Below are 16,688 nucleotides of genomic sequence, written 5' to 3'. Positions count from 1 at the left end.
CCCCCCGAAACCGGTCAGGCTGCTCTGCCGGACACACTGCCTACAAGGAAACCGCACCATGGCACAAGTCATCAACACCAACACCATGTCGCTGAACGCCCAGCGCAACCTGGGCACCAGCGGCGCCAACCTGGCCACCACCATTCAGCGCCTGTCCTCGGGCATGCGCATCAACAGCGCCAAGGACGATGCCGCCGGCCTGGCGATCTCCGAGCGCTTCACCACCCAGATCCGCGGCGCCAACCAGGCCGCCCGCAACGCCAACGACGGCATCTCGCTGGCCCAGACCGCCGAAGGCGCGCTGGGTGAGATCGGCAACAACCTGCAGCGCGTCCGCGAGCTGGCCGTGCAGTCGCGCAGCGCCACCAACTCCGATTCCGACCGCCAGGCCCTGAACGCCGAAGTGCAGCTGCTGAAGCAGGAAATCCAGCGCGTCGCCGAACAGACCAACTTCAACGGCACCAACCTGCTGGACGGCAAGTTCACCAGCCAGGCCTTCCAGATCGGCGCCGACCAGGGCCAGACGATCAACATCTCGCAGATCGCCAACGCCAACATCAGCAAGCTGGGTAGCTGGACCAGCGCATCCACCAATGGTTCGACTGCAGGTGTTCTTCCTGATGGCGGCGCAGTTAAGGCCGAGAAGTCCGAATCCGTGCCTGCGGGTACTTTCGCCACAGTGGCGCCTGGCACTGCGTACAAGCTGACGGTCGGTAATGTTACCGTTGTGGATGAGCCGACGGCTGGCGTCACTGCTACCGCTATGCAAACGGCTCTGAATGACAAAGCAGATGACTTCAAGAAGGCCGGCATCACCGTGAGCGGCACTGTGGCTGGCGGCGATCTTAAGTTCAGCAAGGCTGACGGCACCGATCTGGTGATCACCCAGACCGGCGGCGGCTTTGATGGCACCGGCTTCGCAGGTACGTTCACGGGTGTCGAAGCGAAGGCAGCTACGTACACTGCCACCAGTTTCACGATCACCGGCAACGTTGATGGCAAGCCCGGTCAGGCTGTAACGATCAACCTCGACGCTGCGAAGAACGCTGGCGACCGCGCCACGCAGACCGTCAACGCGATCAACGCCAAGACCCATGAAACCGGCGTGACTGCATCGCTGGAAGACGGAAAGGTCATGTTGACTGCCAAGGACGGCAACTTCACAGTGGCCTCCTCGACGAATGACGCTGCTGGCAACGCCGCGCTCAAGGAGCAGACAGGCCTGACTGCAGAAAAAACCAACAACTACGCCGCTGGCGGAGCGGAAACCGGCTTTGCTGCTCTGGACATCTCTTCGGTGGGCGGTGCAGACAACGCCATCCTGGCGATGGACGCAGCCCTGAACTCGATCAACTCCGCCCGCGCCGATCTGGGTGCGATCCAGAACCGCTTCACCTCGGTGGTTGCAAACCTGAACACCTCGTCGGAGAACATGTCGGCTGCCCGCAGCCGCATCCGCGACGTGGACTACGCTTCGGAAACCGCCGAGCTGACCCGCAACCAGATCCTGCAGCAGGCCGGTACCGCCATGCTGGCCCAGGCCAACCAGTCCAGCCAGAACGTGCTGAGCCTGCTGCGCTGATCCAGCGGTAGTACAAGGTAACAACGGGAAGGGGGCGAAAGCCCCCTTCTTCGTACCCGGAGGCGGATTGGCATGGGCCTTGCAGATGGCTGGAGAGCGTTTCCACGCTCAAGCTCGCCCCTCCCAGGCCGATAGCAGGTGCAGGACACCCGCCCGGCCCGTCCAAGAAAAAGGATTCCCCTCATGGCCATCGGCACGATTGGTTCCGGCCTCGACATCCCCAGCCTGGTTGCACAGCTGACCGCCAAGGAACGCGAACCCCGGGAAAAGCAGATCAACTCCGCGGGCGTTGCCGCCAGTGCCAAGCTGTCGGCGCTTGGCACCATCAAAAGTGGAATGACCAGCCTGCAGAGCGCACTGAAGACTCTGGTCAAGGGTGTGGCCACCCCCGGCCTGAAAGTCAGCACGCCGACCGAGTCGAACTTCACTGCAACCCTGGACACCAGCACGACCGCCGGCAAGGCCGCTGCGGGCAGCCACCAGGTGGAAGTCAAATCCCTGGCGCAGAACCAGAAGCTCAGCTCCAAGGCTTATACAAAGGACGCCGTGGTTGGCGACGGAACGCTGACGATCGCATACGGCGACAAGTCCATCAGCGTGAACATCGAACCCGGCGCGACGATGGAGAAGATCGCAGCCGAGATCAATTCCGCCGCCGAGAGCAAGGGCGTTACCGCAGCCGTGGTGACCGCCGACGATGGCATGCACCTGGTATTGACCGCTGTCGATTCCGGCAGCAAGGGCGCGCTGAAGGTCAGCGCCAGTGGCGGCAATGGCGGACTCTCCGAACTGGCCTATGACGGCACATCGGCGTCGAAGATGACCGAGATGGTGCCCGCCAAGGACGCTGTGGTCGTGGTGGATGGCTTCACCCGCACCAGCAGCTCCAACACCATCACCGATCTGGTGCCCGGCATCAGCCTCACCCTGACCAAGGCGAAGGAAGGCGAGACGCAGACGCTGACCGTCACTCCGGACAACAGCACGCTGAAGACCAACCTCACGGCCTTCATCACCGCCTACAACGGCATTCAGGCGACACTGAAGAGCTCCAGCGCCTACAACGCCGAGACGCGCACTGCATCGACCATGACCGGAGATGCCATGGTCCGCGGCCTGCAGCAGCAGCTGCGCGCCCAGCTGAGTGCGAACGTCAACGATCTCAAGGATCTGGGCATCACCATTGCTGCCGATGGCAGCATGAGCCTTGATGGCGCCAAGCTCGACACGGCGTTGGCCAAGAACCCCGAGGCCGCCACCAAACTGTTCGGTGCAGAGGGCGCGCTGGGCAAGCCGATGACCGAACTGCTCAAGAGCAGCCTGGACGCGACCACCGGCACGATCACCCAGCGTACGGCGACCTTGAACAAGCAGATCAAGGCACTGGAAAAGCAGCTGGACGAGCTGGACAAGAACATGGAAAAGGTGGCCGACCGCTACACCAAGCAGTTCACCGCGATGGAAAAGATGGTCACGCAGATGCAATCGGCCGGCGGCTCGCTCATCCAGCAGCTCGGCAACTGATTTCCAGGCATTTTTCCGGCGCAGTCGGTACTCAAGTAGAGCCCCGGCTGCGCCGATAACCCGTTAGACCCGTGCCGAACCCCTCAACCCACGCGGATGGGCAGGCATTCCAGGAGACTTCCCCTATGTACGGTTCCAATCGGCAGTTCGCCGAGCAGTACCGAAAAGTCGGCGTGACCACCTCGGTCGTCGATGCCGATCCACACAAGTTGGTAGCGCTGCTGCTGGCCGGTGCCTGCGAGCGCATCCGCACCGCTGAAGCCTCTTTGCAGCAGAATGACCAGGCGCGCAAGGGCAAGGCCATCGGCGAAGCCTGCGCCATCGTCGGCCACCTCAACGGCTCGCTCGATCACGAAGCCGGCGGCGAGATTGCCGGCAATCTGTCGGCACTGTACGACTTCGTCATCATGCGCCTGACCGAGGGCAACCTGCACAACGATCCAACCGCACTGAAGGAAGCCCTGGGCTTGATGGTGGAGATCGATTCGGCCTGGAACGCGATTCCGGCAGACCAGCGCCAGGTCACCAAAGCGGTGGCGCCATGAACCTTCAAACTATGCACGACGCCCTTGATACGCTGGAAACCAGCCTCGAGGGCGAGGACCACGACACCAGCGAACGCCTGATGGCCGAACACCTGGAAGCCGTGGCTGCCCTGTCGCTGGTTGTCGAGCGCCCCAGTGATGCCGCCATCCTCGCCTTGCGTGACCACCAGCAACGCGTACTGGCGCGCATGATCTCCCTCCGCGATGAAGCCGCAGCTCACCTGAAGCACACCGGCCGCTCCCTTCGCGCGGCGCATGCCTACCTGCAGGCAGAATCACTCGCATGACCCAACTGCCGACCACGTCGCTGCACCACCCCGCCGAAAGCGAGCTGTTCGACGAAACGCTCAGCTGCGAGCTGGCCTTGCCGGCCGAGTTCCAGGCAGGCAGCGCCGCCGGTCGCACCAGCAGTGCCGAAGGCCTGCTGCGCAGCCTGGCCTTGGTCGAGGACAGCCGCGTTGACGAGCACGACGACCGCAATGAGTCCAGCCTGCAGCTGCAGAGGCTGGAAGCCAAGCTGGATCTGGCAATGGTGCTGCTCGGCCGCCTGGTACGCCAGCAGGGCCAGGAACTGACGCTGCGCCCCGTGCGCTGGTCACGCCGCGGCATCCGCCTGCAGCTGGGGCCGCGCAGCGGCGCCAGCCCTGGCCAGGCCGGCCTGGTGCGCCTGCAGCCCAGCGACTGGCTGCCTGACCATATCGACCTGCCCGTGGAAGTGATCGCCGAAGCGGCGGACGGTAGCGGTGGTCATTACCTGTGGCTGCGTTTCCAGCGCCTTGGCGATGGCCTGGAGATGGCCATGGAGCGGCATCTGTTCCGCCTGCATCGCCGCCAGGTGGCCGAAGCACGCCGCGCCCGCTGAAACCTGCCACCATGACGCCGGATGGGCAACCCTTGGCGCGCCCGTTCAGCTAAGTTAAGGTGGACTCCCCTCACGGACCTCCAACGTGCCTGTGCGAGTTCTCATCGTCGACGATCACACCCTGGTCCGCGCCGGCCTGGCGCGGCTGCTGCAGGGGTTTGCCGACGTGCAGCTCGTCGCCGAGGCCAGCAATGCCGAGCAGGCACTGCAGCTGGCCCTGCAGCACGCCCCGGACGTGATCCTGATGGACCTGTCACTGCCCGGCCGCACCGGCCTGGAAGCCCTCAGCGACATCCGCCTGCGCGCCCCCGGCACGCGGGTGGTGATGATGACCATGCACGACGACGCCGCGCACGTGCGCGACGCGCTGGATCGTGGCGCGGTCGGTTTCGTGGTCAAGGATGCGGCACCGCAGGAGCTGGAACTGGCGCTGCGCGCCGCGCACGCCGGCCAGGTGTTCCTGAGCCCGCAGATCTCGGCCAAGATGCTGGCGCCCATGCTGGGCCGCGAGAAGCCCACCGGCATCGCCGCGCTGTCGCCGCGCCAGCGCGAGATCCTGCGCCGCATCGGCAAGGGCGAAAGCAACAAGGAAATCGCCGCCGATCTCGGCATCAGCGTCAAGACGGTGGAGACCCACCGCGCACGCATGATGGAGTCGCTGGGTTGCCGGCGCGCCAATGACCTGTTGCTGCTGGCTGCACGCCACCAGCACGAGCTGGAGTGATTGCCTGCTGGTGGGGCCAGATCCCTTTCCTGTGGAAAGGGATCCGGCTGCTGCCCGGCACTGCACCGGCGACGAATTCCCGTCACCCTGACAGGCCCTGACAGGAATCCGTACACGGCGCACCACGGATACGGTCGGCTCGGCACCACGAATCAATGACTTGGCGGCAGCCTTCGCCAATATCCCGCGCCAATGTAGGGGAAACCCTTACACCCTGTCGGGATATCTACGAAAGCCCTCAGGAACCCCCCGATTCCGCCCCCGCCGGATCAAAAGCAAGATGCGTTCCACAAGGCGCCGGGGAGCGGTGCCGGGGAACCACGATGAAGGCTGCACTCTCGACCCAGCTGGGCCAACAACTCCACCTCACCCCGCAGTTGCTGCAGTCGATCCGGCTGCTGCAGCTCGATGGCCTGCACCTGGAACAGGAGATCCAGCGCCTGCTGGACTCCAACCCGCTGCTGGAGATCGAAGAGGCCGAAGCGCCTGCTGCCGAGGCCACCGAAGCGAGTGCCACCACCCTCGACACCGCCGCCTTCGACGAACTGCCCGAGTCGTCGATGTGGGACGTGGCGGGTGCCAACTGGCAGGATGGTGACGACGACCGCATGGCGCGCATCGCCGCCGGCGAGTCGACCGACCCGCAGCTGCGCGTGCTGCAGCGCCTGTCGCTGGACATGGACGACCGCCAGCTGGCGGTGGCCGCGTTCTGGCTGGACCACTGCGATGAAGCCGGCTACCTGCAGGCGCCGCTGGCCCAGCTGCAGCTGTTGGCCAGCGCCCAGTTCGACATCGCCGCCGACGGCGTGGAAGCCATCCGACAGCAACTGCTGCATGGCGAGCCCGCCGGCATGGCCGCGCAGGACCTGCGCGAAGGCCTGCAGGCCCAGCTGCGCAGCCTGCACGGTGCGGTTCCCGCCCGCCACCTGGCGGCCCGCATTCTCGATGGCGCGCTCGACGCGCTGGCCGCCCACGACTACCCCGCCCTCGCCCGCCAGCACGACGCCGAGATCGACGACGTGCGCGAGGCGGTGCGCCTGATCCTCTCGCTGCAGCCGCGCCCGGGTGACAGCCTGCTGCCCGAACGCAACGCCGTGGTGGTGCCGGACGTGGTCGCCTGGCACGCCGATGGGCAATGGAAGGTCGCCCTGAACCCGGCCACCAGCCGCCGCGTCTCCATCAACAGCGAGTACGAACAGGCCCTGGCCGAAACCAGCGAAGCCGCCCCGGCACTGCGCGAGATGCTGCAGGAAGCGCGCTGGTTCAGCCGCGGGCTGTCGATGCGCTACGACACCCTGCTGCGCACCGCGCGGGTGATCGTCGAGCGGCAGGCCGCCTTCCTGGTCCGTGGCGAAGAGGCCATGGCCCCGCTGACCCTGAAGGAAGTGGCCGAAGAAATCGGCATGCACGAGTCCACCGTCTCGCGCATCACCACCGGCAAGTTCCTGCAGACCCCGCGCGGTACCTTCGAGCTGAAGCACTTCTTCGCCGTGCGCCTGGAAGGCGCCAGCGTCTCCGGCCAGGCGGTGAAGGCCATGGTCCGCCGCCTGATCGACGCCGAACCGGCCGGCCGCCCGCTGGCCGACGAGGCCATTGCCGGCCTGCTGTCACGCCAGGGGGTGAACATTGCACGCCGAACCGTCGCAAAATACCGAGAACAACTGGATATCGCCCCGGCCCGCGAACGGCGCCGGCTCAGCGCCAGGCAACCCCAGCTGGCCCGGGTGGGCTGAAAAGGATGTTGGACATGAACAAGCTCACGGTCCTGCTGGTCGATGACCACGAGGGCTTCATCAACGCGGCGATGCGCCATTTCCGCAAGATCGACTGGCTGCAGATCGTCGGCAGCGCCGGCAACGGCCTGGAAGCGATCGAGCGCTCGGAAACGCTGCGCCCGCAGGTGGTGCTGATGGACCTGGCGATGCCGGAAATGGGCGGCCTGCAGGCCACCCGCCTGATCAAGTCGCAGGACGATGCACCGTACATCGTGATCGCCAGCCACTTCGACGACGCCGAACACCGCGAACACGCATTGCGTGCCGGCGCCGACAATTTCGTCAGCAAGCTGTCCTACATCCAGGAAGTCATGCCGATCCTGGAAGGCCTCAGGGAGGATCGATCGTGAGCGAATCGCGCATCCTGGTGCTGGACAACGACGCCGTGCGCGCTGAGCGCACCGTTGCCCTGCTGGAATTCATGGACTTCAACCCGCGCTGGGTGTCCGACGCGGCCGACTTCGACCTGGCCCGCCAGCGCCAGAACGACTGGATGGCCGTGATCGTCGGCAGCCTGGACGACACCGCTGCCAGCACTGCGCTGTACCACTGGCTGGGCGGCAGCAGCCTGCCGCCACCGGTGCTGCTGGCCGATGGTGATGCCGCAGCGTTTGCCCAGCAGCACGGGCTGCACGAAGCCAACATCTGGCCGCTGGAAACGCCGCTGCGCCATGCGCAGATGGAAGCCCTGCTGCGCCGCGCCAGCCTCAAGCGCCTGGACGCCGAGCACCAGGCCGGCGCCGCGCAGGACCAGGGGCCGACCGGCAACGGCCCGGCGGTGACCGAGCTGCGCACCATGATCGAACAGGTGGCCGCATTCGACACCACCGTGCTGGTGCTGGGCGAATCCGGTACCGGCAAGGAAGTGGTGTCGCGCGCGATCCACCAGCGCTCGCCGCGCCGTGATGGCCCGTTCGTGGCGATCAACTGCGGCGCCATTCCGGCCGACCTGCTGGAAAGCGAACTGTTCGGCCACGAAAAGGGTGCCTTCACCGGCGCACTGACCGCGCGCAAGGGCCGTTTCGAAATGGCCGAAGGCGGTACCCTGCTGCTCGACGAAATCGGCGACATGAGCCTGCCGATGCAGGTGAAGCTGCTGCGCGTGCTGCAGGAACGCAGTTTCGAGCGTGTCGGTGGCAACCAGACCATCCGCTGCAACGTACGCGTTGTGGCCGCGACCCACCGCGACCTGGAAACCCGTATTGCCGAAGGCAAGTTCCGCGAGGATCTGTTCTATCGCCTCAACGTGTTCCCGATCGACGTGCCCGCCCTGCGCGAGCGTCGCGAAGACCTGCCGGCGCTGGTGGAAACCATCGCCGCACAGCTGGCCCGCACCGGCCGTGGCGAAGTGCGCTTCACCCCGGAAGCCCTGCAGGCCCTGGCCGGCTACGAGTGGCCGGGCAATGTGCGCGAACTGACCAACCTGGTCGAGCGCCTGGCGGTGCTGCACCCGGGCGGCTCGGTGCGCGTGCAGGACCTGCCGGCCCGCTACCGTGGCGACGCTGCACTGGCAGCGGTGGCCGCACCGGCACCGGTACAGCCGACGGCCAGCGAAGAACGCCTGGACCTGCGCAGCTTCTCGTTCCACACCCCGGGCGGCGGCAACCAACCGGCGCTGGAGCACGGCATTGCCGTCAATCGCGCCGCAGCACCGGCGGCGCTGCCCGATGAAGGCATGGACCTGCGCAACCACATGGCCAACATCGAACTGGGCCTGATCAACGAAGCACTGGAACGCACCCAGGGCGTCGTCGCCCACGCCGCCCAGCTGCTCGGCCTGCGCCGCACCACCCTGGTGGAAAAGCTGCGCAAGTACGGCATCGAACGTGAGCAGGCTGAACTGGCCGGCTGAAGCTCGCAACCAGCATGAAGGGGGCACGAACGCCTGGGCTAGCCCAGGCGTTGGTGTTTCCAGTACCAGGGGTCAGATCCCTTTCCTGCGGAAAGAGATCTGACCCCATTGCATTTGCACGTTTTCCTAAAGACATCACCGCCGCAGTGCGGAGCATGGCAAGGACATCCCAATGAGGTCCCACCATGCATCGCCTCACCCTGCTTGCCACCCTGCTCTTCCCGGCCCTGGCCACCGCCGCCGACTGCACCCTGCCCACCACACTGGACCAGCGCCAGTTCACCAACCTCAGCGACCCGCTGTACGCACCGGACAACCCCAATGCCGGACGCATGGTGCAGGTCAGCTTCGCCGGCAACCAGTATGTACTGGACATCCTCGGCACCGACCTCCGCATCGGCGGCAGCTACCGCTATCAGCGCCTGGCCCCGCATATCGCGGAAATCCAGATGACCGAGTCCCACCCAGCCGGCCCGGCCCACTACACCCTGCTGCTGACCTGCCAGACCGACCACCAGGGCCGCTTCATCTACACCCAGCACGACGGCCCCATCGCACCCCGCCAGCGCCAGAATTCCGGCCGTTGGACCCTGCAGCCATAGGCCAGAAAACCGACGCCGGTTAAATGGCGCCGTCAATGGGGTAAGAGCCCGTGCCGACCAACGGTCGGCACCCACCATCAGCAGCAGGTTCCAACAGATCGCGGAATTCTGTCGAAGGCGGGGTGGGTCCGGTTGCGGGGGCGTGAGCGCCATGGATGGCGCGACCGAGCTTACATGGATGTACTTGCAGCGTCCCCCGCAACCGGACCCACCCCGCCAACCATCAGTAGCCCCGCTTTTGCTGTTGCTTCGGCCGTTGCCGCTGAGGTTGCCGGCCAGCGGCCGGCACTACCGCGGGGAGCGGGGTGCAACCCCGCACGCACACCCAACCTCCTCACTTCACTGAATCGAAAACCGGTTTCGGCACGGCACTTGCACCTGCTCCAGCAGACAACCCCATCCCCTGTTTCTGGAACCGTTGCAGATGTCCCACTCCGTCACGTCGATCCTTTCGCAGATCCGCTCCTATCAGACCCAGATGGGACAGCCGGCGCTCAACCCGCTGGGCGAAACGCCGCGCAGCAACGCCCTGCCGGGCACGGTGCTGGAAGCACCGCAGACCCAGCCGGCCAGCTTCACCGAAACCCTGCGTGGTGCGATTGCCGGCGTCAACGACGCGCAACAGAAATCCGGCGCCCTGGCCAAAGCCTTCGAAATGGGCGACCCCAGCGCCGACCTCGCCAAGGTCATGGTCGCCTCGCAGCAGTCCCAGATCGCCTTCCGCGCCACCGTGGAAGTCCGCAACCGTCTCGTCCAGGCCTACCAGGACGTGATGAACATGCCGCTGTAAGGATAGAACCGCATGGCCCTGTCGCTCTCCAAGGAATCCCTGAACGCCGAAAAGGCGGGCCAGTGGTTCGATCGGCTGCAAAGCCTGCAGATCACCCGTCGGCTCGGACTGATGGCGATGATCGCCGTGGCCGTAGCGGCCGGGCTGTCCGTGTTCTTCTGGTCGCAGAAGCCCGGCATGGTCCCGCTGTATACCGGCCTGGACCAGAAGGCGACCGCTGAAGCGACCGACCTGCTGCGCGCCGCGCAGATCCCGTTCGCCCTCGACCCGGCCACCGGTGGCATCACCGTGCCGGAAAAGAACCTGCACGACGCCCGCCTGAAGCTGGCCGGCTCCGGCCTGACCGACAGCGGCAAGCTCGGCTTCGAGCTGATGGAGCGCGACCCGGGCTTCGGCGTCAGCCAGTTCGTGGAAAGCGCGCGCTACCAGCATGCGTTGGAAACCGAGCTGTCGCGCACCATCAACACGCTGCGCCCGGTGCGCGATTCGCGCGTGCACCTGGCCATTCCCAAGCCCAGCGCCTTCACCCGGCAGCGTGACGTGGCCAGCGCCTCGGTCACCCTGGAACTGCGTGGCGGCCAGCAGCTGGAACGCAGCCAGGTGGACGCCATCGTGCACATGGTCGCGGCCAGCATTCCGGACCTCGCTCCGGAACGCGTGACCGTGGTCGACCAGAGCGGGCGCATGCTCAGCATCACCGACCCGAACAGCGAGGCGGCGGTCAATGCGGCCCAGTTCGAGCAGGTCCGCCGCCAGGAAACCTCGTTCAACCAGCGCATCCGCGAGCTGCTGGAGCCGATGACCGGTCCTGGCCGCGTCAATCCGGAAGTGAGCGTGGACATGGACTTCTCGGTGACCGAGGAAGCCCGTGAGCTCTACAACGGTGAACCGCAGAAGCTGCGCAGCGAGCAGATGAGCGAGAACACCACCAGCACCCCGGGGCCGCAGGGCGTGCCGGGCGCGACCAGCAACAGCCCGCCGGGCCAGCAGGCCGCACCGGCCACTGCGCAGGCCCCGACCGAAAGCAGCAAGAACGCGACCCGCAACTACGAGCTGGACCGCACCCTGCAGCACACCCGCCAGCCGGCCGGCCGCATCAAGCGCGTCTCGGTGGCGGTGCTGGTGGACAACGTCCCGCGCGCCGGTGCCAACGGCAAGATGAGCCCGCAGCCGCTGTCGGCCGCCGAACTGACCCGCGTCGAGGCGCTGGTCAAGCAGGCCGTCGGCTTCAACGCCGAGCGTGGCGACACCGTGTCGGTGATGAATGCCCCGTTCGTGCGTGACACCACGCCGGTCGAAGGCCCGGCATGGTGGGAGCTGCCGTGGGTGCACGACGCCGGCCGCATGCTGCTGGGTGCCGTGGTGGTGCTGGCGTTGCTGTTCGGTGTGCTGCGCCCTGCACTGCGCGCGATCACCGGCCAGAACAAGAAAAACGACGAGCAGGCACTGGAGCCGCATACCGCGGACGTGCAGCTGGTCGATGACGATGGCATGCCGCTGCCGGCGCTGGGCGCCGACCGGGCCAGCCTGGGCGGGCCGGATGCATTGGCCCTGCCGGTGGATTCATATGAGGAACGACTGCGGATGGCGCGTGAAGCCGTGAAGACCGACTCCAAGCGCGTGGCCCAGGTGGTCAAAGGCTGGGTGGCCAATGACTGAGGCCGCACTGACTGGCGTGCAGCGCGCCGCCGTACTGCTGCTTTCGCTGGGTGAGCTGGATGCGGCCGAAGTGCTGCGTCACATGGAACCCAAGGAAGTGCAGAAAATCGGCATCGCCATGGCCACCATGACCGACATCACCCGCGAACAGGTGGAACGGGTGATGGACCAGTTCGGCCAGGAGCTGGGCTCGAAGACCTCGCTGGGCGTGGGCTCGGACGATTACATCCGCAACATGCTGGTGCAGGCACTGGGCAGCGAGAAGGCCGGGAACCTGATCGACCGCATCCTGCTCGGCCGCAACACCACCGGCCTGGACGCGCTGAAGTGGATGGACCCGCGTGCGGTGGCCGACCTGGTGCGCAACGAGCACCCGCAGATCATCGCCATCGTGATGGCGCACCTGGAAACCGACCAGGCCGCCGACGCGCTGAAGCTGCTGCCCGACCGTACCCGCGTGGACGTGCTGCTGCGCATCGCCACCCTCGACGGCATTCCGCCGAACGCACTCAATGAACTCAACGAGATCATGGAGCGCCAGTTCGCCGGCAACCAGAACCTGAAGTCGTCCAACATCGGCGGCGTGCAGTGCGCGGCCAACATCCTGAACTTCATGGACAGCGGCCAAGACCAGGCGATTCTGGGCGAGATCGCCCGCATCGATGCGCCGTTGAGCAACCGCATCCAGGACCTGATGTTCGTGTTCGACGACCTGGTCGACCTCGACGACCGCGAAATGCAGCTGGTGCTGCGCGAAGTGAGCGGCGAGCGCCTGGGCCTGGCCCTGCGCGGTGCCGACATCAAGGTGCGCGACAAGATCACCCGCAACATGTCGCAGCGCGCGGCCGAAATCCTGCTGGAAGACATGGAAGCCCGTGGCCCGGTGCGCCTGTCCGACGTGGAAGGCGCGCAGCGCGAGATCCTGGCCATCGTCAAGCGCATGGCCGATGAAGGCACGGTCACCATCGGTGGCAGCGCGGAGGCCATGCTGTGAGCAACGTCGTGCGCTGGCTTGCCCCGGACCTGCTGGCCCAGCCCGAACCGGTGCTGGATCAGGAGGATGCGTTCGAACTCACCGAGCCGGACCCGGAACACGAGCCGGAGCCGCCGCTGCAGCTGCCGACCCTGGAGGAAATCCAGGCCATCCAGGACAGCGCAGAGAAGGAAGGCTTCCAGCACGGCCATACCGAAGGTTACGGCCAGGGCCAGGCGGAGGTGCGTCGCCTCGCCGCGCAGATCGAAGGCATCCTCGACAACTTCAGCCGACCGCTGGTGCGGCTGGAGAACGAAGTGGTCGGCGCGCTGGGCGAGCTGGCGGTACGCATCGCCGGTGCGCTGGTCGGCCGCGCCTATGAAGCCGACCCGGCACTGCTGGCACAGCTGGTCGGTGAGGCCATCGACGCGGTGGGTGGCAGCACCCGGGAAGTGGAAGTGCGACTGCACCCGGACGACATCGCCGCCCTCGCTCCGCTGTTGAACCTGCCGCCACAACAGCGCCTGGTGCCAGACACCAGCCTCAGCCGCGGCGATCTTCGCGTGCACGCCGAAGCCGTGCGCATCGACGGCACCCTGGAAGCCCGCCTGCGCGGCGCGCTGGACGCGGTGATCCGCCAGACCGGAGCCAATGCATGAACCCCGATCAGCAGCCGACTCCGCCCCCGGCCGACTGGGCCATGGCCCGCAACCTGCGCCTGGCCCGTCGCCTCGATGGCCTGCGTGTGGATACCGCCCATGGCCGCGGCCTGATCCGCGAGGGCGTGCTGCGCCGCGCGGTCGGGCTCACCCTGGAAGCGGTCGGCTGCGAGGCACCGCTGGGCGCCAGCTGCAAGGTGGAAGTGGTCGATGGTGGCTGGGTCGATGCCGAAGTGGTCGGCTTCGCCGGCGAGCGCACCTACCTGATGCCCAGCGCAGAGCTGCATGGCCTGTTGCCCAATGCGCGGGTGGTACCGTCGGCGCGACGTGGTGGCGTGGAAGTGGGTGAAGGCCTGCTCGGCCGCGTCATCGACAGCGACGGCGTGCCGCTGGATGGCAAGGGCCCGATCCGCGCCGAAGGGCATGTCGGCATGGCCGGCGTGTCGATCAATCCGCTGGCGCGTGAACCGATCACCCAGCCGCTGGACGTGGGCGTGCGCGCGATCAACGCGCTGCTGCCGATCGGCCGCGGCCAGCGTGTCGGCCTGTTCGCCGGTTCCGGCGTCGGCAAGTCGACGCTGCTGGGCATGATGACCCGCTATACCGCCGCCGACGTGATCGTGGTCGGCCTGATCGGTGAACGTGGCCGCGAAGTACGCGACTTCGTCGAGACCACGCTGGGCGAGGAAGGCCTGCGCCGCGCCGTGGTGGTGGCCAGTCCCGCCGACCGGCCGCCGCTGGCGCGCCTGCATGGTGCCTATCGCGCTACCGCCATCGCCGAATGGTTCCGCGACCAGGGCCTGAACGTGCTGTTGCTGATGGACTCGCTGACCCGCTTCGCCCAGGCCCAGCGCGAGATCGGCCTGTCGGTGGGCGAACCGCCGACCACCCGCGGCTATCCGCCGTCGGTGTTCGCCAAGCTGCCGGCGCTGGTCGAGCGTGCCGGCAATGGTGCCAAGGGCCGTGGCTCGATCACTGCGTTCTACACGGTGCTGACCGAAGGCGACGATCCGCAGGATCCAATCGCCGATGCAGCGCGCGCGATCCTCGACGGCCACATCCTGCTGTCGCGGCGCGTGGCCGACAGTGGCCTGTACCCGGCCATCGACGTTGAATCGTCGGTCAGCCGCGTGGTCACGGAAATCGCCGACGAACCGTGGCGCCTGCGCATCCGCAAGCTGAAGCGGCTGGTCTCGGCCTATTCGGCCAACCGCGACCTGATCGCCATCGGTGCCTACCAGCGCGGCAACGACGCGGCCACCGACGAAGCCCTGGAACGCTGGCCGGAAATCATGGAGTTCCTCGGCCAGGACGTCGCCAAGGCCGCAGATCTCCCGCACAGCCAGGCGGCACTGCAGCGCCTGGTGGAACAAGAGAGTTAAGCCATGAACCAGTCCAAGCGCATCGATCCCCTGCTCAAGCGGGCCCAGGAACACGAGGACGCAGTCGCCCGCGATCTGGCCGAACGCCAGCGCGTGCTCGATACCCATCTATCGCGACTGGACGAACTGCGCCGCTATGCCGAGGAATATGCGAACGCGCAGATGGCAGCGACCAGCCCGGCGCAGCTGCTGAACCGGCGCGCCTTCCTCGACCGTCTCGACAGTGCGGTGGAGCAGCAGCAGGCCACGGTCAACGGCAACCGCGAAAAAGTGGAAGCCGAGCGCGCCCGCCTGATCCTGGCCAGCCGTGACAAAGCCGTGCTGGAACAGCTGGCCGCCAGCTACCGCGCACAGGAAAAGGTGGTGACGGACCGCCGCGACCAGCGCGAGATGGACGACATTGGCGCGCGTCGCGCCCGCCTGGTACAGGCCGAAGATCAGGACGGCGCCGAGCAGGGAGGCCGCTCGTGATGCCCGCGCCATTGGCCAGCAGCGCCAACGCGCAGCCACAGCATTCCGGCAGCAGCGCCCCCCGCGCACCACGCGGTGATGGCAACAAGGGGTTCAGCCAACTGCTGCAGGGTGGCTCGCCGGCTGCCGATGCACCCTCGAAACCCTCGAACTCGCCCATGCCGTCCACGCAGGGACCGGCATCGGACAGCACTGGCCAGGCCGGCGCCGAGCGCAGGCCGGACAGCGCTGCCGCCCCCGAAGAGACCGCCGCCACGGTGCCCACATCACCGGCCAAGCCGGTTGCCGAAAAGGACACCCCGGCCGCGACCGAGGAAGCCCCGTGGCCGCCACTCGGCCTGGCTGGGCTGGTGCTGGCGGTACCGGCGCCTGCCGATCCTGCCGCCGCTCTGCCAGCAATGGCTGCAACGGCTACCGACGCAGACGGCAACGCACTACCCGCCCCCGCCGCACTACCGGCCGCCGCAGCCCTGCCATCCACAGCGGCGGCTGCCACATCGTCCACCACCAGCAGCGGCACCGACCAGACAGCCACATTGCCGTTGCCTGAACTGGTGCTGCCCGGCAAGCGCAACGAGCGTGGCGAAGGCAGCGACGCACCCCTCATCGGCGACCGTGCCGCAGCGCCGCTGCTGCATGCGCCGGGCAACGCGGCTGTGCAGGATCTGAAAGCCGCACTCGCTACCGGCAACGCCATCTTCAATGGCGAGCCGACTCCGAAGCCGGTGCTCGGTGACGATGGTTTCGACCAGGCCGTCGGCGCGCGCCTTGGCTGGCTGGCCGACCAGAAGATCGGCCACGCCCACATCCGGTTGAGTCCGGACGACATGGGCCCGGTCGACGTGCGCCTGCAGTTGAACGGCGACAAGGTGCATGCCAGCTTCAGCAGCCCACACGTGGATGTGCGCCAGGCACTGGAAAGCAGCCTGCCGCGCCTGCGCGAACTCCTCGGCGAGCAGGGCTTCCAGCTGGCTCATGCTGATGTTGGTCATCAGGCGCCCGGTGGTGACGGCAATGCGTCAGGCCAGGCCAGTGGCGGCGGCATCGCGGGTGACGGAGAACCGTCGCCGGGCGAGGCCAGCGTGTCGTCCGCGCAGTTGATCCGCCAGCGCGGGTTGCTGGACGCGTACGCCTGACAAGCGTGCCAACCAAGGTTGGCACCCACCAGAGCGGGACGGTTGGCACCTACCAGTATCGCGTTGGTGGGTGCGGAGCGTGCTCCGCACGGCCCCACCGGCACCCCGACGGAATTCCGTCGCACCCCTCTGCCCCGGCTCCGGCACACCCC

The 16,688-nt window shown here is 66.9% G+C and carries 17 protein-coding genes; all 17 read left to right on the top strand.

Annotated features, from left to right (window positions below; genetic code table 11):
• Positions 1 to 58: 58 nt before the first annotated feature.
• Positions 59 to 1,582, top strand: coding sequence for a flagellin (locus ACSYS9_RS10840; protein WP_071229194.1), 1,524 nt, complete (start codon positions 59 to 61; stop codon positions 1,580 to 1,582).
• Between the two features lie 183 nt (positions 1,583 to 1,765).
• The gene (gene fliD, locus ACSYS9_RS10835) at positions 1,766 to 3,106 is read left to right on the top strand and encodes a flagellar filament capping protein FliD (RefSeq protein WP_071229195.1); all 1,341 of its coding nucleotides are present in this window, start codon (positions 1,766 to 1,768) and stop codon (positions 3,104 to 3,106) included.
• 125 nt (positions 3,107 to 3,231) lie between these two features.
• Complete coding sequence (fliS, locus tag ACSYS9_RS10830) at positions 3,232 to 3,651, top strand: flagellar export chaperone FliS (RefSeq protein ID WP_049398118.1); 420 nt, start codon at positions 3,232 to 3,234, stop codon at positions 3,649 to 3,651.
• Positions 3,648 to 3,938, top strand: a complete 291-nt coding sequence (locus tag ACSYS9_RS10825) for a hypothetical protein (protein WP_125895720.1) — start codon at positions 3,648 to 3,650, stop codon at positions 3,936 to 3,938. The genes fliS and ACSYS9_RS10825 overlap by 4 nt, the downstream gene beginning before the upstream one ends.
• Positions 3,935 to 4,513 carry a PilZ domain-containing protein gene (locus ACSYS9_RS10820; protein WP_071229197.1) on the top strand — a complete coding sequence of 193 codons (579 nt, stop codon included), beginning with the start codon at positions 3,935 to 3,937 and terminating at the stop codon, positions 4,511 to 4,513. Before ACSYS9_RS10825 ends, ACSYS9_RS10820 begins: the two co-directional genes overlap by 4 nt.
• A gap of 91 nt (positions 4,514 to 4,604) precedes the next feature.
• Entirely contained in the window at positions 4,605 to 5,237 is a 633-nt protein-coding gene (locus tag ACSYS9_RS10815; RefSeq protein ID WP_071229198.1) for a response regulator, read from the top strand.
• Between the two features lie 323 nt (positions 5,238 to 5,560).
• On the top strand, positions 5,561 to 6,970 hold the full coding sequence (gene rpoN, locus ACSYS9_RS10810) for an RNA polymerase factor sigma-54 (RefSeq protein WP_071229199.1): 1,410 nt from the start codon (positions 5,561 to 5,563) through the stop codon (positions 6,968 to 6,970).
• 14 nt (positions 6,971 to 6,984) lie between these two features.
• Positions 6,985 to 7,362, top strand: a complete 378-nt coding sequence (locus tag ACSYS9_RS10805; RefSeq protein ID WP_010485922.1) for a response regulator — start codon at positions 6,985 to 6,987, stop codon at positions 7,360 to 7,362.
• Positions 7,359 to 8,864: a sigma-54 dependent transcriptional regulator gene (locus tag ACSYS9_RS10800; protein WP_071229200.1), complete on the top strand. Its 1,506-nt coding sequence runs from the start codon at positions 7,359 to 7,361 to the stop codon at positions 8,862 to 8,864. The genes ACSYS9_RS10805 and ACSYS9_RS10800 overlap by 4 nt, the downstream gene beginning before the upstream one ends.
• Positions 8,865 to 9,049: 185 nt before the next feature.
• Positions 9,050 to 9,466, top strand: coding sequence for a hypothetical protein (locus ACSYS9_RS10795; RefSeq protein ID WP_071229201.1), 417 nt, complete (start codon positions 9,050 to 9,052; stop codon positions 9,464 to 9,466).
• A 424-nt stretch (positions 9,467 to 9,890) separates the two neighbouring features.
• Positions 9,891 to 10,256, top strand: a complete 366-nt coding sequence (fliE, locus tag ACSYS9_RS10790) for a flagellar hook-basal body complex protein FliE (RefSeq protein WP_071229202.1) — start codon at positions 9,891 to 9,893, stop codon at positions 10,254 to 10,256.
• Positions 10,257 to 10,268: 12 nt separating this feature from the next.
• The gene (gene fliF, locus ACSYS9_RS10785; protein WP_049401196.1) at positions 10,269 to 11,915 is read left to right on the top strand and encodes a flagellar basal-body MS-ring/collar protein FliF; all 1,647 of its coding nucleotides are present in this window, start codon (positions 10,269 to 10,271) and stop codon (positions 11,913 to 11,915) included.
• 7 nt (positions 11,916 to 11,922) lie between these two features.
• A complete protein-coding gene (gene fliG / locus ACSYS9_RS10780; RefSeq protein ID WP_024958226.1) occupies positions 11,923 to 12,909 on the top strand; it encodes a flagellar motor switch protein FliG in 987 nt (328 codons plus the stop codon).
• Positions 12,906 to 13,547 (top strand): FliH/SctL family protein, encoded by a 642-nt coding sequence (locus ACSYS9_RS10775; protein ID WP_071229203.1) that lies wholly within the window; start codon positions 12,906 to 12,908, stop codon positions 13,545 to 13,547. Before fliG ends, ACSYS9_RS10775 begins: the two co-directional genes overlap by 4 nt.
• Positions 13,544 to 14,929, top strand: coding sequence for a FliI/YscN family ATPase (locus ACSYS9_RS10770; RefSeq protein ID WP_032129207.1), 1,386 nt, complete (start codon positions 13,544 to 13,546; stop codon positions 14,927 to 14,929). Before ACSYS9_RS10775 ends, ACSYS9_RS10770 begins: the two co-directional genes overlap by 4 nt.
• Positions 14,930 to 14,932: 3 nt before the next feature.
• Positions 14,933 to 15,400 (top strand): flagellar export protein FliJ, encoded by a 468-nt coding sequence (gene fliJ / locus ACSYS9_RS10765; protein ID WP_005416437.1) that lies wholly within the window; start codon positions 14,933 to 14,935, stop codon positions 15,398 to 15,400.
• Positions 15,400 to 16,536 (top strand): flagellar hook-length control protein FliK, encoded by a 1,137-nt coding sequence (locus tag ACSYS9_RS10760; RefSeq protein WP_071229204.1) that lies wholly within the window; start codon positions 15,400 to 15,402, stop codon positions 16,534 to 16,536. Before fliJ ends, ACSYS9_RS10760 begins: the two co-directional genes overlap by 1 nt.
• The last annotated feature ends 152 nt before the right edge of the window (positions 16,537 to 16,688 follow it).

Source organism: Stenotrophomonas sp. STK17_22 (assembly GCF_051983905.1).
Classification (GTDB): Bacteria; Pseudomonadota; Gammaproteobacteria; order Xanthomonadales; family Xanthomonadaceae; genus Stenotrophomonas; species Stenotrophomonas maltophilia_A.
This window is presented reverse-complemented; position numbering and strand designations above follow the sequence as displayed.

What these genes read in the sequence shown, in the direction of transcription:
- ACSYS9_RS10840 (WP_071229194.1), top strand. Translation starts at nt 59, where the DNA reads ATGGCACAAGTCATCAACACCAACACCATGTCGCTGAACGCCCAGCGC.
- fliD (WP_071229195.1), top strand. Translation starts at nt 1,766, where the DNA reads ATGGCCATCGGCACGATTGGTTCCGGCCTCGACATCCCCAGCCTGGTT.
- fliS (WP_049398118.1), top strand. Translation starts at nt 3,232, where the DNA reads ATGTACGGTTCCAATCGGCAGTTCGCCGAGCAGTACCGAAAAGTCGGC.
- ACSYS9_RS10825 (WP_125895720.1), top strand. Translation starts at nt 3,648, where the DNA reads ATGAACCTTCAAACTATGCACGACGCCCTTGATACGCTGGAAACCAGC.
- ACSYS9_RS10820 (WP_071229197.1), top strand. Translation starts at nt 3,935, where the DNA reads ATGACCCAACTGCCGACCACGTCGCTGCACCACCCCGCCGAAAGCGAG.
- rpoN (WP_071229199.1), top strand. Translation starts at nt 5,561, where the DNA reads ATGAAGGCTGCACTCTCGACCCAGCTGGGCCAACAACTCCACCTCACC.
- ACSYS9_RS10805 (WP_010485922.1), top strand. Translation starts at nt 6,985, where the DNA reads ATGAACAAGCTCACGGTCCTGCTGGTCGATGACCACGAGGGCTTCATC.
- ACSYS9_RS10795 (WP_071229201.1), top strand. Translation starts at nt 9,050, where the DNA reads ATGCATCGCCTCACCCTGCTTGCCACCCTGCTCTTCCCGGCCCTGGCC.
- fliE (WP_071229202.1), top strand. Translation starts at nt 9,891, where the DNA reads ATGTCCCACTCCGTCACGTCGATCCTTTCGCAGATCCGCTCCTATCAG.
- fliF (WP_049401196.1), top strand. Translation starts at nt 10,269, where the DNA reads ATGGCCCTGTCGCTCTCCAAGGAATCCCTGAACGCCGAAAAGGCGGGC.
- ACSYS9_RS10770 (WP_032129207.1), top strand. Translation starts at nt 13,544, where the DNA reads ATGAACCCCGATCAGCAGCCGACTCCGCCCCCGGCCGACTGGGCCATG.
- fliJ (WP_005416437.1), top strand. Translation starts at nt 14,933, where the DNA reads ATGAACCAGTCCAAGCGCATCGATCCCCTGCTCAAGCGGGCCCAGGAA.
- ACSYS9_RS10760 (WP_071229204.1), top strand. Translation starts at nt 15,400, where the DNA reads ATGCCCGCGCCATTGGCCAGCAGCGCCAACGCGCAGCCACAGCATTCC.